We start from the raw sequence: 17,032 nt of genomic DNA, 5'->3' as shown, positions 1-17,032 counted from the left end.
AGGGTTGTAAGTTAAATCACAAAAAACTAAATTGTAATTTTCAGAGATGTGCTTAAGATGAAATATTAATAAATTAATATCTATACTTTAGCTTAACAGAGATGTATGAAAACATAGTAAATGAAACCTGAAGAAATGAACTAGATCTGATAAAAAATTCGTATCTACAATGTAAATTTGTTAGTCTAGGCAATAAATTTTTGTAAAAACAGGATAAACAATAGAAAAAATTTAAACATTTTGAAAAGTAACCTCAGTCTAACCAAACTAAGTGCTCTGATTATACCTATTGTAGCAGTAATTGTTGCTTATCAACTTTTCAGTTCACATCCCGAGTACACAAATCCCCAGGTAGCCTCACAAGGTATAGATTCTCTTCAAAATGATCCGGTAGAGGTAATAGTCCCTCCTGAACCTAAAATGTTATTTGGGTTAAATATTGATACTTTACAAGTAGTAGAAGCTACAGTGGAGCCTAATCAGTTTTTGTCACAAATATTAACTCAGTACAATGTCTCATTAGGTTTAATTGATAAGTTGGCCAAAGCTTCACGTCAAGTATTTGACGTCAGAAAAATCAGAGCGAACAGAAATTACACAGTACTATGCAGCAATGATTCATTAAGCACGGCTCGGTACTTCATTTATGAGCCTTCACGGGTAGATTATGTAGTATATGAACTTTCAGATTCAATCCGCATTTCTACTGGTCAGCACCCTGTAGACACTGTGACCAAGACATTTGCGGGCGTAATCGACTATTCAATTTATCAGACACTTAGTGATGCAGATGCTCCTACAGAGCTGGTAAACGAACTCTCCGATGTATATGCCTGGCAAATTGATTTATTTAAGGTGCAGAAAGGCGATAAATTTAAAATGATCTATGAAGAAGTACAGATCAAAGGAGAACGAGTAGGAGTAGGCAGAATCAAAGCCGCACAGTTTGAAAGAGGAGAAGAAGAGTTCTACGCTTTTTACTATGATCAGGGGGGCAAGGAAGATTATTTTGACGAAAAAGGGAATAGCCTGAGGAAAGCTTTTCTAAAAGCACCTCTTAAATACTCTCGTATTAGCTCTCGCTTTTCCCACAGTCGTCTTCATCCGGTACTGAAAGTGAGAAGGCCTCACCATGGAATTGATTATGCAGCGCCGAGGGGAACGCCCGTTAGAGCTGTAGGTGATGGTGTAATTACAAAAGCTACCTACAGTGGTGGTGCTGGCAATTATGTAAAAATAAAGCACAACAGCACTTATACTACCGGATATATGCACCTGTCAAAATATGGAGAAGGCATTAGAGTTGGTAAATATGTAAAGCAGGGAGATATCATCGGATATGTGGGTAGTACAGGAATATCTACTGGCCCACATTTGGATTATCGCGTTTGGAAAAATGGAGAAGCGGTAGATGCTTTAAAAATAGAAATGCCACCTTCTGAGCCTATCTCTGAAGAGCATCGTGAAACTTATGAAACCTATATGAAAGGCCTGATGGAGCAACTTTTTGAAGTGCCTTATCCGGAAAGACAGTTTATCTTAGCGAATGCTAAGACCAGTCTTAAAGTTGTGAATGTAGACGAAAGGCTATTGTAAGCAGGTGATGTAAAGTAATTGTAGAGGAGCCTTAGCGCTCCTTTTTTATTTGTTCATTTTCCAAATTTTCCAGTTTATCCTCTACCTCTACGGTTTTGCCTGAGCGGTCCTTAGATTTTACCCATTCTTTAAGCTTGGCAAAAAAGGGAACATAAGGCGCCAACAAAAAAGCTCCTGCAAATAAACCCACGATCCCCAGCACAGGTACCGCCGGAATGAAACAAAAAGCAATTCCTAACAACAAAGCTATGGTTCCCAAAATCGGACGGATGTATTGATTAAAATTCATATCAATATGATGGCAGAATTTTTCCTTTTGTTCAAAAACTTGGAAAAAAATTAATGAGGGACAAAAAAAGCCGTAACAAACTGCTACGGCTCATCAATAAGTTTGGAGAAGTGCTTAGCTCAAAAACTCAAAAATACCAGCCACACCTTGTCCGCCACCTACACAGGCAGTTACCATTCCATATTTTTCTTTACGCCGACGCATCTCATTAATCAACTGAATGGTTAGCTTAGCGCCAGTGCACCCCAAGGGATGACCTAATGCAATCGCACCACCATTGACGTTAAGTTTATCAGGATCAATACCCAACTCGCGTACAACAGCAATAGATTGAGCCGCGAAAGCTTCATTTAATTCAATCTGGTCAATATCATTAAGTTTCAAGCCCGCTCTTTCCAATGCCTTAGGAACAGCACGTACCGGCCCAATTCCCATAACTCGTGGATCCACGCCAGCCACAGAATAACTCATCATGCGGGCGTGAGGAGTAAGGTTAAGCTGCTTGACCATTTTTTCAGACATAACCAGCACAAAAGCTGCTCCATCTGAAGTTTGAGAAGAATTACCAGCGGTTACATTTCCATCACTGCGAAAAGCAGGCTTCAGCTTAGCAAGGGTTTCAATATCAGTATCTACACGAGGTCCTTCATCAGTATCAATAACAAAACTTCTACTTTTAGGCTTACCATCTTCTCCTACATAAGTCTCAGAAACATTGATTGGCACAATTTCATCTTTAAAACGACCCTCTTGTATTGCCTTAATGGCTTTCATGTGAGATTGATAGGCAAACTCATCCATGTCTTCGCGGGAAATTTTATAATCTTTGGCAACTTCCTCTGCAGTTAAACCCATGCTGGTATAATACTCAGGATGCTCAGAGGCAATCTTAAAGTTAAGAGCGGTCTTATGGCCCATCATCGGTACGAGAGACATAGATTCTGTACCTCCGGCAATGATACAGTCCGCCATGCCAGCATGAATTCGAGCAGAAGCAATGTTAATGGCTTCTACACCAGAACCACAATAGCGGTTGATAATCATTCCAGGCACATCACGTCCGAGGGCCATCAACGAAATCAGACGACCCATTTGCATGCCCTGTTCAGCTTCCGGCACTGCGTTGCCGACAATAATATCATCTACCATTTCTGGCTCTAGTCCTTCAATGCTGGAAGTAAGGTGCTTGATTACTTCTACTGCCAGGTCGTCAGGTCTGGTAAAGCGAAAGCCACCTTTTTTGGCCTTACCTACTGCCGTACGATATCCACCTACTATGTATGCATCCATATAATTATTGTTTTTCGGTAATCAATGTATAGACGCAATATACAGAAAAAATGTTCGTCATGCATACTACTTTTAGCTGAAAAAAGCAGACTGAATTGGAGTCTGCTTTGTATAAGCTTACTGATAAAGGAAGTTGCTGATGCTAAATAATTCAGCAAAAACACCAGCAGCAGTGACTTCCGCACCGGCACCCGGGCCTTTTACAACCAGTGGCCTTTCTTTATAGCGTGCGGTATGGTAAGAAATAATATTATCACTTCCTGAAAGGGAATAGAATGGATGATTCTCCCCTACCTCTTCCAGTTTAACCGAAGCTTTACTGTCCTCCAGTGTAGCTACAAAGCGGAGCTTACAGCCAGCTTGAGCAGCATTTTTCCTTCTTTTCTCCATGCTTTCGTCTACGTTTTCCAAGGATCTGAAAAATGCTTCCACATCAGGAGCTTCCAGGCATTCCTGAGGAAGAATATTTTCTACTTCCACATCTTCCGGTTCAAGTGATAGACCTACTTCACGGGAAAGGATCAGGATTTTACGGGCTACATCCATACCATTGAGGTCCTCACGAGGATCAGGTTCAGTGTAGCCTTTTTGCTGGGCTTCTTTCACTACTTCACTAAACTTTCTTCCTTCTTGGAAAGAGTTAAAAATATAAGAAAGCGTACCGGAGAGTACTCCCTCAACTTTGAAAATCTTATCTCCACTGTCTTTAAGATCCTGGAGCACGCGTATCACAGGTAGGCCGGCACCTACATTAGTTTCGTATAAAAACTTGACCCCTGCCCTCATTGCAGTTTGTTTCAGTTGTAGATAAGACTTGAAAGTACCCGAATTAGCAAGTTTGTTAGGCGTAATGATAGAAACAGCAGATTGAAGAATTTCCTGGTAATATTTGATTACATCCTCAGAAGAAGTACAATCAATAAACACACTGTTAGGCAGATTGAGCTCCTTGATTTTTCTGACAAATACCCCCATATCGCTTACCATACCTTCTTTTTCTAACTGTCCTTCCCAATTAGCCTGGGCTATGCCATTGTCATTAATCAGCATTTTCCGGCTATTGATCACTCCAATAAAGTTGATTCGGAGTAAGCGGTTCTCAAACAAATAGTCTGACTGCTGAGCTATTTGCTTTAACAAAGTGCTGCCGATAAGTCCTAGTCCTGCCATAAAAACATTAAGTGACTTGGTCTCCGACAAAAAGAAGGCTTCGTGTACAGTGTTCAGTGCCTTAGAAAGATTACGTTGAGAAATAACAACCGTCAAATTGATCTCCGAAGAGCCCTGGGCAATCGCACGGACATTGATACCATTTCTTCCCAGTGCGCTGAACAGTTTGCCTGAGATACCGGGTGTCTGACGCATATTCTCACCAATGATGGCCACAATGGAAAGGTGGGTTTCAACAATAGCTTTATCAATCTTACCGGAATCAATCTCAATGGAGAACTCCTCATCCATCGCCTCCTGTGCTCTTTTCGCATCTATCGGGCTTACAGCGAAAGTAATAGAATGCTCAGATGAAGCCTGAGTAATAATGATAATATTGATCTTACGTCTTGCCAGCGCACCGAATAAGCGGGATGAAATGCCAGGTATACCGATCATGCCGCTACCTTGCAGGCTCAGGAGAGCTACTTCCTTGATGGAAGAAATGCCTTTTACTGCCAGTATCTTTTCATTGCTGGGAGGGGTATTTGAAATAGCGTAAGGATTACGGCTGATCAAGGTACCAGGAAATTCACGGTGAAAAGTATTTCGTATTCTAAGCGGAATATTTTTGGTAAGCAGAGGCTGTATAGTAGGAGGATAAATCACTTTTGCGCCAAAGTGAGACATCTCCATCGCCTCCAGATATGAAATAGCATCCAGAGAAAAAGCGTTTTTCACCTGACGAGGGTCAGCAGTCATTACTCCATCCACATCAGTCCATATCTCAACTTCTTCAGCGTTGAGCGCAGCACCAAAGATAGATGCGGTGTAATCTGAACCTCCCCTACCCATGGTAGTAGTTTCGTCTTCTTCAGTAGAGGCTATAAAGCCAGTGATAATCTGTAAAGCTTTGTTTGTGGCAAAGTATTCAGAGATATTATAATTGGTAGACTCAAAATCTACTTTGGCCCCATTAAAATTAGCATCAGTACGGATGAGTTTGCGGGCGTCAAGGAATTGCGCGTCAATCCCCAGCTCTTTCATATACTGACTGATAAGATAGGCAGAAAGCCGTTCTCCAAAGCTAAGTACAAGGTCAAGTGTGCGGGGGGAGCGCTCTCTCAACAAAAACGTGCCGTGCAGCAGGTCGTCCAACTCATTAATAAGCGTTTTCAGGTAAGCAAAAACTCTGCTTTGGGCATGAACATTAATAAGGGTGCGGGCAGTATCAAAATGATGTTTCTCCAGTTCTTTGAGAAGCTCCAGATAGCTTTCATCACCACTGGCTGCTTTTTCACTGAGCAAAATTAGCTTATCAGTTACTCCGCTCATAGCGGAGACTACAACAGCACATTTTACCTGATTGCGATGATAGGTGGCTACAATATCTGCTACGGTCTTTATACTTTCGGCAGAGCCCACAGAGGTGCCTCCAAACTTCAGTAGTTTCATATTCACTTAAAATATTCTTCAGAGGGCGCAAGTTATAAAATCCCAGTGGATACAGAATATTATTTTGGACATAATATCATCTGTTTTTAGGTAAAAAAATGTGTTTTGAGAGAAATAAGAGAAGAGAAGGAACTTTTTAGGGGTATAAAAGTTTGAAATTCAAAAACAAAGAAAGTATATTTGCACCCCTAAAAAATGACGAATTATGAAAAGAACTTTTCAACCTTCGCGTAGAAAAAGAACAAATAAGCACGGCTTTCGCTCAAGATCAGCGAGTGCCAATGGAAGAGCTGTATTAGCCAGAAGAAGAGCTAAAGGAAGGAAAAAGCTTTCTGTATCTAGCGAAAAGAAGCATAAAGGTTAAAATATAGCCAGCCAAAGGTTGGCTCCTTCATTTTTTTTGTCAACCTTACTATCACTTTTTTTAGTTAGACTTCTAATTTTCAGAGCTGTACATTCTATTCTTTTCCTCAGATTAAATTTCGCGTAGTTGCGCCACACCTTATCCAAGCATGAAAGGCTTAGCAGTAAAAAGCTGATTGCGAGTTTATTTAAACAAGGTAAAGCGCATACTCACTACCCTATTCGCCTGATTTACCTTCCTATTGAGGGTCTACAGCAGCATCAGGTACTGTTCACTGTGCCTAGTCGGTCTTTCAAAAAAGCAGTAGATCGCAATCTTCTTAAACGTCGGATGCGGGAAGCTTATCGCCAACATAAACACCTAATTACTTACAAGTTTCCCGGAGAAGTTCACTTTTTGCTTGGCTATATTTATATTGCTAGAGATAAAAACTCATATCAGCGTATTGAAACTAAAATAGTTGAATCGCTGTATCGTTTAAAGAAGTAAGAGACAAACCATCAAGAAAAATCCATTGCTCATGAGTGCTAAAAAAATGGGAAAATACTCCCTGGTTGTGATGACTGTCGCTGTAGTGGGAACGCTAGCCTTCAGAGGTCCGGGTGACAATTACTTTGCGATTGCTAAAAACTTAGACATTTTTGCTACCCTCTTTAAAGAGGTAAACACTTATTATGTAGATGAAGTCAATCCCAATACTTTGATTAAAACCGGGATTGATGCCATGCTCAGGTCACTTGACCCTTATACTAACTACATTCCTGAAGATGATATTGAAGACTACCGCACCATGACTACCGGTCAGTATGGTGGGATTGGAGCAATTATAGGAAAACGTAACGGTAAAAATATGGTGCTGATGCCATATAAAGGTTTTCCGGCAGAGAAAGGTGGACTTAAAATTGGAGACGAAATCTTATCTGTAGATGGAATAGATGTAGAAGACAAAACCGTAGAAGACATTAGCAAGCTCCTCAAAGGACAAGCCAATACTAATCTTACTGTGACTGTTAAACGCCATGGTAAGGATGATGACATTGATGTTACAATCAAGCGAGAAAGAATTACAGTTGATAATGTGCCCTACTATGGCATGATCACTGATAAAGTAGGCTATATCAAGCTTAGTAACTTTACTACTGGAGCAGGCAGAGAAGTAGAAAACGCTATCAAAAAATTGAAGTCCGAAGGTGCAGAAAAGTTAGTTTTTGATTTAAGAGATAATCCCGGAGGACTATTAAGTGAGTCAGTAAATGTATCCAATGCTTTTATTCCTAAAGGCTCAGAAGTGGTAAGCACAAAAGGAAAAGTGACCGACTGGAATAAGGCTTACAATGCAATTAACAATCCGGTAGATACTGATATCCCTATCGCAGTACTTACCAGTAGCCGAAGTGCTTCTGCCGCTGAAATTGTTTCGGGGGTGGTACAAGATTATGACAGAGGAGTACTGGTAGGTGAAAGAACATTCGGAAAAGGCTTAGTACAAGCCACTCGTCCTCTTACTTATAATTCACAGCTCAAGGTAACTACAGCTAAGTACTACACTCCTAGCGGCCGCTGTATCCAGGCAATTGACTATAGCCACCGCAATGATGATGGAAGTGTAGGAAAAATTGCAGATTCATTAAAAACAGCTTTTGAAACCAAGAACGGGCGAGTAGTATATGATGGTGGAGGAATTAACCCTGATATTGAGGTAAAACCAGGCAGATTGACTCCTATCTCAATCAGCTTATATACGAAGAGTCTGCTTTTTGATTACGCAACTGAATATTACTACTCTCATCCCGAAATCACTGATGCCAAGAAATTTGAACTTAGTGATACTGAATATGAGGAGTTTGTGACTTGGCTCAAAGGTAAAGAGTATGATTATACAACTGAAGTAGAACAAACTATTGATGATCTTATTGAAAGTGCTAAAGACGAAAAATATTATCAGGATATTGAAGGTCAGATAACTTCTTTGCGCAAAAAAGTGCAGCATAACAAAGATCAGGATTTGCAGAACTTTAAAGATGAGATCAAAGAGCTTTTAGAAGAAGAGATTGTATCTCGCTATTATCTGAGCGATGGCAAAATAGAAGCTTCATTTGATGATGACAAAGTATTACAGGCTGCTCTGGAAGTGTTGAACGACGAACAAAAATATAAGGCTATCCTAAAAGGAGATAGCTAATCAGTATTTACATATCATTTAAAGTTTGAGGCCGGACTGGATTTATCCCTGTCCGGCTTTTTTATGAACTGCGTTTTACAAACATTATCTTCATCATTAGAGTAATGAGGTAAAATATCATTAATGGATAGCAGTTATATATTTGCAGGATAGTCCGCCTCGCAACTAATATCTTTCCAGAGACCACAAATTGCTAATTAGACAATAGTGTATAAGTATAGTTTTTTTATTCTGCTTTTTTTTAGGCTTGAGCTTTCAGTCCAGGCTCAATGGGCTGTTGAGTTTGAGCAGGATATTGCAGTAAGTCAGGAAAATCAAAATTTGAAATTTCCCTGGGCAGGAGGGCTCAACTCCGGACAGTATTATAATATTGATCTAAACCTGGATGGCCAGCAGGACTTAATTATCTTTGACAGAACCTCAGATCAGTTTATTCCTTTCCTTTCTCAAAATCAGCAATTTATATATGCTCCTGAGTATAGCTTTAGCTTTCCTGAAAATATCAGCAGTTGGGTAGTATTTGCAGACTATGATGGCGATGGCAGGCAGGATTTGTTTACAGCCTCCGGTAAAAGAAGTATTACAGTTTATAGAAATAATAGTAATGAGCAACTTAGCTGGGAACTGGTAGCTGATCCCTTAGCTACTATTGGCTTTTCGGGCTTCGAGGTAGCTATCCAGATCAATCCTTCCGATATTCCAGCTATCAGCGATATAGATAGAGATGGTGATCTGGATATCATCACCTACAATGTGAATGGTAGAGGAAATCTGGAGTACTATCAAAATCAAAGTGTGGAAAATAATAATAAAAATCTGTTAGAGTTTGAAGCTAAAGATGATAGCTGGGGTCAGGTAAGAGAATGTGGCTGTGGACAATTTGCTTTTGAAGGTCAAAACTGTAGGCCTAATAATAATCGTACTAATAAAAATAGCAAGCAACTGCATGTGGGAGGTAAAACCCTACTAGCTATTGATGTGGATGGAGATGGGGATAAAGATATTTTGAGTAGTGATGAAGGCTGTGGCGTATTATATTTTCTGGAGAACGTAGGGAATCAGGAAGCAGCACACTTTACTTCTTTTTCAACCAATTATCCAGAAGAGTTTCCTGAAGAGCTATCCATGTCTTTTCCTGCAGCCTACTACCTGGATGCTACGCACGATAGACTCAAAGATTTGATCATAGCACCAAACGTAAGCGGAGAAACTGTAGGGAGCGAAGATATGAGGAATTCCAGTTTGCTTTATGAAAATGTTGGCACTGCACAATTACCGGAATTTGTGCTCAGACAACGTAATTTTTTGCAGGCAGAAATGATAGATGTAGGAGAAAATGCTGCTCCCACTCTGGCGGACTATGATGCGGATGGTGATCTGGATTTGTTCATAGCTCATCGTGGAAGTGTACATGAAGATGGGTATTATGGAGGGATTTACCTTTACGAAAATACAGGTTCTAACACGGAGCCTTCCTATGCCTATATTACTTCTGACTTTCTGGGACTTAGCCAGTGGAAATTACAACAGCTTCATATCTATTTTGAAGATATTAATGGAGATGGCCTGCCGGATTTATTGGTAAGTGGAGCAGAAAATGCTTTTTCTTCTGTAGCAAATTTTTACTGGCTTGTCAATCAGGCTAGTAGTGGGCAAATGCCCTGGACTTTTGAGCCAGAGCAGAGACAAAGCCTGAGCCTAGAGTTTCATCCGGCTGATCAGCTTGAGTTTATAGATGCGAACGAGGATGGTAGTCTGGATGTTTTCATTGCCACACGGGAAGGAAATCTGGAATACTACCAAAACCAGAATAACGAAGGTCTACCTGATTGGGAACTTGTCACAGAGAATGCTGGAGGAATAAGCAGCAGTATATTTAACCGCAATCTTTCTGTGCTGCTGTATGATTTTGAAGGAGATGGAGAAGAAGATCTTTTGCGTTGTGATGCCAGTGAAGTCATGCTTTTATATCCTGATTTTCTTACCCAACTGGAAGAAGAAGCTATTGCAGATACAGTATTGGTGAGTTTAGGCGGTCAAAGGAACAAACTGGAAATGGATAAGCGTGTAAGTTTAGCGGCAGCCGAAATAGATAACTCTAACAAAATCTATATTTTCGTAGGAAGTCCTCAGGGAGGTGTTCGGCTAATGAGCTATTCCGCAAGTTCTGGTGGAGAAACTTCTTCACTCTTGGTTTTTCCAAATCCTACTCCCCTCTCGGATCCACAGGTGAAGGTTCGCTCTGCTTATCCCATCAAGTGGCTGCAAATGATCAGTATGAATGGAGCGGTGCTGGCGGAGTTTGAAGCAGAAAATGAAGTACAGGAAGTGACCCTAGATGTGGCTGGTGTGGCCAGAGGAATTTATTTGATAAGAGTCTGGGACAGTCAGGGAAAAGTAAGAGCAGGAAAATTGATGGTAAAGTGAAAGCATTATTGAGTATCCAAATGGCCGAAAAAGCTGAGGAAATCAGTTTCCAGTCAGCTTACGAACAGCAGATAATGCAACAATATCCGGAATTAAATACTTTTGGACTGGATAATTTTTCAGACGTGAACATGATTTCTTTTGCCCAGGAATTAGCGAAGCGATCTGAGCACATATTGATTGTATTTGAAAGCCATCATCCTGATGCAAATCCCAACAAACTGGTAAAGCTGATGAATGTGTTAATAAAAGAAAAACCGAGTTATGCTAAGCTAGTTTTACTGGGTCAGCATCTAATGATACAAAAAATGGGGAAAGCTTTAGGAGAAAATTTTTATGCGCATCCGACCGATAAAGAACTGATGAAGATAGCCGAAGGATTATTTGCCTAGGCGAAAAGGATCAGCGTCGAGGTGAGCAGGAAACTTCTTACGAAATGCACTAAGGTCTGACTTTGATAATACTATTTTCCCAATATTCTCAGTTTCGCCCAGGTCATTCATCAACTCTCCTTTAAAATTAAAAGCTACAGAATGTCCATTATAAGAGACATTCATTCCATCTTCCCCTACCCTGTTAACGCCCACACAGTAACTAAGATTTTCAATCGCTCTGGCTTGCAGTAATGTATTCCACACATGGACTCTGGGAGCTGGCCAGTTAGCAACATACAAAAGAAGATCATAAGCCTGACTTCCATCAGCATAAGTTTCATTACGGCTCCAGACCGGAAAACGCAAATCATAACAGATTAATGGTCTGATTTTCCAGCCTTTCCATTCTATCACTACCCTATCTGTACCAGCGGTATAAATCTCATGCTCCTCAGACATCCTGAAAAGATGTTTCTTATCGTAGCTCACATATTCTCCATCAGGTTGCATCCACAGCAAACGATTGTATAAGTCTTTTCCGTCTCTGGCGATAAAGCTTCCGCAAACTGCTGCCTGGGTTTGCATAGCTTGCTGTTTCATCCAGCGAAATGTTTTGCTGTTCATAGGCTCTGCTAAGTCTGCTGCGGCGTTTGTAAAACCAGTACTGAACATTTCCGGGAGTACAATGAGATCAGTTTTACCCTCAATCTGCCAGATTTTTTCTTCAAACATGGCGAGATTAGCATCTATGTTATGCCAATAAAGTTCAGATTGGATAAGACTAATGTTTAAGGTATCGGAGATTTGGCTCATAAGCTACAAAGTATTTCTGCTGCCCTTTTTAATGTTTCGTTGCCCTTTGCAAAACAAAAACGCAGATAATGATGATCAGTTTGATCGTGATAAAAGACGCTAATCGGGATACTGGCTAATTTCTTTTCTTGTGTTAGTTTCTCGGCCAGTTCTCGGTCGGGTAGTTTTGAGTAATCCTGATAAGAAAATAACTGAAAATATGTACCCTGCGCAGGTAAAGCCTTGAGAGATGAGTTTTGTGTAAGTCTCAAAAAGAGATCACGTTTTTCCTGATAGAAGTCAGCCAGGTACTGATAGCCATCCAAAGTATCCATGTATTCAGCCAGAGCAAATTGCGTAGGCGTGTGTACACTGAATTGTAGATACTGATGTACTTTTCTGATTTCAGTACTGAAGGAAGCCGGTGCAATGCAGTAACCAACTTTCCAGCCGGTAGCATGAAAAGTTTTTCCAAAAGAAAATACTGCAATACTTCGTGCGGCCAGTTCTTCATGACACAACATACTTTGGTGCTGCCTGCCGTCAAAAATTATATGTTCATATACCTCATCACTGAGAACCAAAATATTAGTATCTCTGATTGTTTCGGCCAACTGTTCCAGATCGTGAGAAGAAAAAACACTTCCTGTAGGATTATGCGGTGTATTAACTATAATCAGTCTGGTTCTATCATTGACTTTGTCTCTTACCTTATCCCAATTTACCGAAAAGTCTTTTGGATTAAGGGAGACAGGTACAGTAATTCCACCATTTAGTTGTATGGAAGGAATATAACTATCGTAGGCTGGTTCCAGCACAATGACTTCATCACCAGGATGAACAACCGCAGCAATACTGGCATGCAAAGCTTCAGTCGCTCCAGCAGTCACTGTCACCTCAGATTCAGGACTAATCTCTCGTTGATATAGTTTCAGTATTTTGGCAGCGATTTGTTCTCGCAGAGCAGGTAAGCCAGGCATAGGGGCATACTGATTATGCCCATCATGCATGTGTTTACTCACCAGTTCCTGTAAGGCATCAGGCACTGAGAAATCAGGAAACCCCTGAGAGAGATTAATGGCACCGTGTTCAGATGCCATTTTAGACATAATCGTGAAAATGGTAGTCCCTGTATTGGGAAGCTTAGATAGGATTTCTGGCTGACGAATTGGGTAACTCAAAATATTATCTTTTGGCAAGTTTTGGAGGAAGCTTTACTTTATAGTTAGCATCCACTTTGCCTTGAGTAATATTGTTGAGCTTACCTTTAATGAGACGTTTTTTTAGTCCCTTTACATGATCAGTAAAAAGGACACCTTCAATGTGATCATATTCATGAAGCACGATACGTGCGGGCATATCTTCCAAAGTTTCAGTATGCTCTTCCCAGTTTTCGTCAAAATACCGGATAGTGACTACTTCTGATCTGGACACATCAGCCCGGATTCCAGGAATACTCAGACAGCCTTCTTCAAAAGCCCATTCTTCACCTTCATAAGAAAGAATTTCAGGATTAATAAATACCCGCTTGAAGCCCTCATCATCATCTTCTTCTTCCATGGGGCCGCTGTCTACCACAAACATACGTAGGCTTTTACCGATTTGGGGGGCAGCCAAACCTACACCGCTGGCCTGATACATGGTTTCGAACATGTCTTCACTCAACTGCTTGACATCTATAGACCCTGGCTCAATATCTTCAGCTGGTTTTTTCAGTACAGGATCTCCGTATAGTACGATCGGATAAATCATTTCTTAACTATGCTTCTTTTCTAAATAAGATTGTAAAATAATAGTGGCGCTTACCTTATCAATATTACCTTTCTCTCTTCTGAATTTTTTGGTAGTACCGCCTTCTATCATAGCGTCAAGTGCTTGTTTAGAAGTAAAGCGTTCGTCTTCCAAGAAGATGGCATGCGCCGGAAAAGTTTTTTTCAATTTTTTAACAAATCCTTCTACATGTTTGGTTGCATGTGTTTCAGAATTATCAAGATTTCTGGGCATGCCTACCACGAAAGCCTCCGTATCTTCTTTACCACAATACTCTTGCAGATACTGAAAGATCAGATGAGTACGGACGGTTTCCAGAGGAGAAGCAATAATTTGTAAAGGATCGGTAGTAGCAAGTCCTACCCTTTTTGTACCATAATCAATTCCGATAACTCTCCCCATTTAGTTCATGCGGGATTTATCTCTAAAAAATTTACGTACTTGCTTTTCGAGCATTAGAGCTTTTGGGAACAAAATTTCGTTTTCTATACTAGCATGTATTTGTAGCTCACGCTCAAAATGTTGAAGTTCAGCATATACAACTCGCAGATGAAGGCTATTAATGCCCTGAGTATTGTATCCATTCGTAATATTGCGGATGCCCTTCATTTCATCATCATCAATATCATGGCTGATAGCGAAATCCTGAATGGAGTATTTTTCCATATCAAAGTACAATCGGTTGGTAGCCTGAGGGTTTATTAATGCCTCTTGTAAAGAGAGGAGGTAAGTAAAAAACTCGTCTTCCTCCTGGTAAATATGATAGATAAGATCTTCAACAAAGAGAGGGAAAATGAACTGTAAATCCTCAATAATGGATTTGTATTCTGCGATCTGTAGATTTTTAATAAGCTTACTAAGATAAGGCAAGCGGTCTTTGATGAATATAAAATGAGTATGTTTAAGGTACTCAACGATTACATCAATAGGATAAGTAGACAATATTGGACGTTCATCTTCAGAGACTAAATTGACAGACTCTAAGCTATTGATCACATGCTTTACATCCAGTCCTTTCTCAATACAAACTTGCTCAAGAGTCTTTTCATCATAGTCATAAAACTTGATACCAAAGTAATAAAGAACTGATGCATAAGCATAGTTCTCATCAACAATCTCCGTAATTCTCTTGTTGGTATCGATATTCATTAGTATTTCGTATTCATAAGAAATTTTCCCTGCGATTAAAAAATTAACAGAGAGAAATCAAAACAGCATAATATATAAAATTAATGCTTTGTAATTTTATATACAACTTAACAGAACGAATGAATGATATTTATGTTTATTTAGTATATTATTACTAAATTGATAGCTTTAGCAATAATTATTTAGTGGGCAAATGGCCTATGATAATTTAGTCGTGAATACTTTTAAATCTCAATACTGTGAGTAAAAATAAAAACTCTGATTTTCAGATACGCCTTCCCATTTTCATTACTCTGGCAGTAGCTGCAGGAATATTGATAGGAGCAACCATGGCAGGTGGTGATAATTCTTCTAATAACCTTATTAGTAGTTATCTGAAATTTAAAGATATCCTTACATATATCCAACGCGATTATGTTGATCAGGTAAATACTGATGAGTTGGTAGAAACTGCAATTACCAAAATGTTGGAAGAGCTAGATCCACACTCAGTATATATTCCTGCTGAAGAGTTAGAAATCGCCAAGTCTCAGCTTGAAGGAGAGTTTGAAGGAATTGGTATAGAATTCAATATTATTAAGGATACAATTTATGTAGTGGCGCCGCTTAGTGGAGGTCCTTCAGAAGAAGTAGGGTTAGTGAGTGGAGATAAGATTGTTAAGGTAGATGGAGAAACAGTAGCAGGGGTAGGTATTGACAATCAGGATGTATTTGAACTTCTACGGGGACCCAAAGGTAGCAAAGTTGATGTAAGCGTAAAGCGCAGAGGAGCCAAAGAATTAAAAGACTTTACTATTGTCAGGGATAAAATTCCTCAGGAATCGGTAGATGCTAGCTACATGGTAAATGATGAAATTGGTTATATCAAGGTAAGCCGCTTTGCCGCTACTACCTATGATGAGTTTAAAGAAGCCCTTTCAGAGTTGAAGTCTCAAGGTATGAAAAAATTGATCTTAGACTTACAACATAACCCTGGTGGATATATGGATAGAGCGATCAATATGGTTGATGAGCTTCTTGCAGGAAATAAAATGATCGTCTATACCGAAGGTAAGCAGCCAAGGTACAATTCTGAAGCACGTGCTTATAAAGATGGAATTTTTGAGAATAATCCGGTGATTGTACTCATTGATGAAGGCAGTGCTTCTGCATCCGAAATTGTAGCAGGAGCTTTACAAGATAATGACCGTGCATTAATTGTAGGGAGAAGATCATTTGGCAAGGGATTGGTACAGATGCCGATCCCTCTTGAAGATGGTTCAGAATTGAGGCTTACTATCTCCCGTTATTATACACCAAGCGGACGTTCTATTCAAAAACCTTATGAAAGTGGCTATGAAGAATATAGCCAGGATCTTTATAATAGGTTTAAACATGGAGAACTCTTTTCTAAAGACAGTATCCACTTTAATGATTCCCTGAAGTTTAAAACTTTAAAAGGAAGAACAGTATATGGAGGCGGTGGAATTATGCCTGACTATTTTATTCCACTGGACACTACTGAAAATGTCGGCAATTTCTTTAGCCAGCTGGTGACTACCAATGTGTTTCGCGAGTACACTCTTCTTTACTATGAAAACCATAAGAAGGAACTGGAGAAAATGAGCTATAAAAAATACTATAAGAATTTCGCGGTTTCTGATGAAATGCTGAATGATTTGACAGAGATGGCCAAAAAAGCAGATATTGACTTTACTAAGGAAGAGTTAGAAAACAGTAAAGACCTTCTTAGAACAAGAATAAAAGCTTGGGTGGCACGAAGCGCATGGGGGAATGATGAATTTTACCAAATCATTTATGAAGAGAACGAAATATTTCAGCGTGCTTTGAATTTATTTGACGAAGCAGAAGAGCTGGCGAGTCGCTAATTAGGAAAATTTTAGTAAAAAAATTTAAGGGCTTGAGAAAATTTTCTCAAGCCCTTTTGCATTTAAAAAAAAGCTTCTTACCTTTGCGCTCCCTTCAGCAATAAAGCAAGGGGTTGAGGCTTAAAAGAAGCCTCAATACACCAGAGAGTTTATAGTTTATCCAACTACATCTTTCTCTTTTTTGATAATCTTTCCTTTTCAAGCTGTTAAAATTTGCATCAAAATTTTAAAGAAGATTTGAAAAAAAAACTTCAAAAAAGTTTTGGTAATTGGGAAAGATATTCAGACCTTTGTCATCCCAATCGCGAGAAAGGGAAGGGAGAAAAA

At 39.7% G+C, this 17,032-nt stretch carries 15 protein-coding genes; 7 read left to right on the top strand and 8 right to left on the bottom strand.

The genetic code is table 11. The features are described from left to right. The first annotated feature begins 240 nt into the window (after window positions 1–240). Window positions 241–1,596 carry a peptidoglycan DD-metalloendopeptidase family protein gene (locus WJR50_RS00075; RefSeq protein WP_341291160.1) on the top strand — a complete coding sequence of 452 codons (1,356 nt, stop codon included), beginning with the start codon at window positions 241–243 and terminating at the stop codon, window positions 1,594–1,596. A gap of 31 nt (window positions 1,597–1,627) precedes the next feature. Here WJR50_RS00075 and WJR50_RS00070 read toward each other — a convergent pair whose 3' ends face one another. The 3 genes from WJR50_RS00070 to thrA all read right to left on the bottom strand — a co-directional run bounded on the left by WJR50_RS00070 (window position 1,628) and on the right by thrA (window position 5,779). Next, complete coding sequence (locus WJR50_RS00070) at window positions 1,628–1,885, bottom strand: hypothetical protein (protein WP_341291159.1); 258 nt, start codon at window positions 1,883–1,885, stop codon at window positions 1,628–1,630. 114 nt (window positions 1,886–1,999) lie between these two features. Next, entirely contained in the window at window positions 2,000–3,175 is a 1,176-nt protein-coding gene (locus WJR50_RS00065; RefSeq protein ID WP_341291158.1) for a thiolase family protein, read from the bottom strand. Window positions 3,176–3,292: 117 nt separating this feature from the next. Next, the gene (gene thrA, locus WJR50_RS00060) at window positions 3,293–5,779 is read right to left on the bottom strand and encodes a bifunctional aspartate kinase/homoserine dehydrogenase I (RefSeq protein ID WP_341291157.1); all 2,487 of its coding nucleotides are present in this window, start codon (window positions 5,777–5,779) and stop codon (window positions 3,293–3,295) included. A gap of 205 nt (window positions 5,780–5,984) precedes the next feature. On the opposite strand from thrA, the gene rpmH reads away from it, so the two are divergent. The 5 genes from rpmH (at window position 5,985) to WJR50_RS00035 (ending at window position 11,144) form a co-directional block, all read left to right on the top strand. Next, a complete protein-coding gene (gene rpmH / locus WJR50_RS00055; RefSeq protein WP_341291156.1) occupies window positions 5,985–6,143 on the top strand; it encodes a 50S ribosomal protein L34 in 159 nt (52 codons plus the stop codon). Window positions 6,144–6,269: 126 nt separating this feature from the next. Beyond that, on the top strand, window positions 6,270–6,632 hold the full coding sequence (gene rnpA, locus WJR50_RS00050) for a ribonuclease P protein component (protein ID WP_341291155.1): 363 nt from the start codon (window positions 6,270–6,272) through the stop codon (window positions 6,630–6,632). A 31-nt stretch (window positions 6,633–6,663) separates the two neighbouring features. Next, entirely contained in the window at window positions 6,664–8,325 is a 1,662-nt protein-coding gene (locus WJR50_RS00045) for a S41 family peptidase (protein WP_341291154.1), read from the top strand. A gap of 207 nt (window positions 8,326–8,532) precedes the next feature. Further along, window positions 8,533–10,752 carry a T9SS type A sorting domain-containing protein gene (locus tag WJR50_RS00040; RefSeq protein WP_341291153.1) on the top strand — a complete coding sequence of 740 codons (2,220 nt, stop codon included), beginning with the start codon at window positions 8,533–8,535 and terminating at the stop codon, window positions 10,750–10,752. After that, on the top strand, window positions 10,749–11,144 hold the full coding sequence (locus tag WJR50_RS00035; protein ID WP_341291152.1) for a hypothetical protein: 396 nt from the start codon (window positions 10,749–10,751) through the stop codon (window positions 11,142–11,144). The genes WJR50_RS00040 and WJR50_RS00035 overlap by 4 nt, the downstream gene beginning before the upstream one ends. Here the strand turns inward: WJR50_RS00035 and WJR50_RS00030 are convergent. The 5 genes from WJR50_RS00030 to WJR50_RS00010 are packed head-to-tail and all read right to left on the bottom strand — an operon-like array spanning window position 11,133 to window position 14,837. After that, entirely contained in the window at window positions 11,133–11,939 is an 807-nt protein-coding gene (locus WJR50_RS00030) for an amidohydrolase (protein ID WP_341291151.1), read from the bottom strand. The two genes, WJR50_RS00035 and WJR50_RS00030, sit on opposite strands and share 12 nt — an antisense overlap. After that, complete coding sequence (locus tag WJR50_RS00025; RefSeq protein WP_341291150.1) at window positions 11,936–13,099, bottom strand: methionine aminotransferase; 1,164 nt, start codon at window positions 13,097–13,099, stop codon at window positions 11,936–11,938. The genes WJR50_RS00030 and WJR50_RS00025 overlap by 4 nt, the downstream gene beginning before the upstream one ends. A gap of 4 nt (window positions 13,100–13,103) precedes the next feature. Beyond that, entirely contained in the window at window positions 13,104–13,670 is a 567-nt protein-coding gene (gene def, locus WJR50_RS00020) for a peptide deformylase (protein ID WP_341291149.1), read from the bottom strand. Between the two features lie 3 nt (window positions 13,671–13,673). After that, window positions 13,674–14,090, bottom strand: coding sequence for a Holliday junction resolvase RuvX (gene ruvX, locus WJR50_RS00015; RefSeq protein ID WP_341291148.1), 417 nt, complete (start codon window positions 14,088–14,090; stop codon window positions 13,674–13,676). Next, a complete protein-coding gene (locus WJR50_RS00010; protein WP_341291147.1) occupies window positions 14,091–14,837 on the bottom strand; it encodes an iron-sulfur cluster repair di-iron protein in 747 nt (248 codons plus the stop codon). Between the two features lie 239 nt (window positions 14,838–15,076). On the opposite strand from WJR50_RS00010, the gene WJR50_RS00005 reads away from it, so the two are divergent. Further along, the gene (locus WJR50_RS00005; RefSeq protein ID WP_341291146.1) at window positions 15,077–16,705 is read left to right on the top strand and encodes a S41 family peptidase; all 1,629 of its coding nucleotides are present in this window, start codon (window positions 15,077–15,079) and stop codon (window positions 16,703–16,705) included. Window positions 16,706–17,032 lie beyond the last annotated feature (327 nt).

The sequence above is a fragment of the Catalinimonas locisalis genome, assembly GCF_038039535.1.
Taxonomy (GTDB): Bacteria; Bacteroidota; Bacteroidia; order Cytophagales; family Cyclobacteriaceae; genus Catalinimonas.
Note: the sequence above shows the minus strand (reverse complement) of the source record. Positions and strands in the feature narration are given on the sequence as shown.

Coding starts and splice junctions, on each gene's coding strand:
- WJR50_RS00070 (WP_341291159.1), bottom strand. CDS start 1,885: ATGAATTTTAATCAATACATCCGTCCGATTTTGGGAACCATAGCTTTG.
- WJR50_RS00065 (WP_341291158.1), bottom strand. CDS start 3,175: ATGGATGCATACATAGTAGGTGGATATCGTACGGCAGTAGGTAAGGCC.
- thrA (WP_341291157.1), bottom strand. CDS start 5,779: ATGAAACTACTGAAGTTTGGAGGCACCTCTGTGGGCTCTGCCGAAAGT.
- rpmH (WP_341291156.1), top strand. CDS start 5,985: ATGAAAAGAACTTTTCAACCTTCGCGTAGAAAAAGAACAAATAAGCAC.
- WJR50_RS00045 (WP_341291154.1), top strand. CDS start 6,664: ATGAGTGCTAAAAAAATGGGAAAATACTCCCTGGTTGTGATGACTGTC.
- WJR50_RS00030 (WP_341291151.1), bottom strand. CDS start 11,939: ATGAGCCAAATCTCCGATACCTTAAACATTAGTCTTATCCAATCTGAA.
- def (WP_341291149.1), bottom strand. CDS start 13,670: ATGATTTATCCGATCGTACTATACGGAGATCCTGTACTGAAAAAACCA.
- ruvX (WP_341291148.1), bottom strand. CDS start 14,090: ATGGGGAGAGTTATCGGAATTGATTATGGTACAAAAAGGGTAGGACTT.
- WJR50_RS00010 (WP_341291147.1), bottom strand. CDS start 14,837: ATGAATATCGATACCAACAAGAGAATTACGGAGATTGTTGATGAGAAC.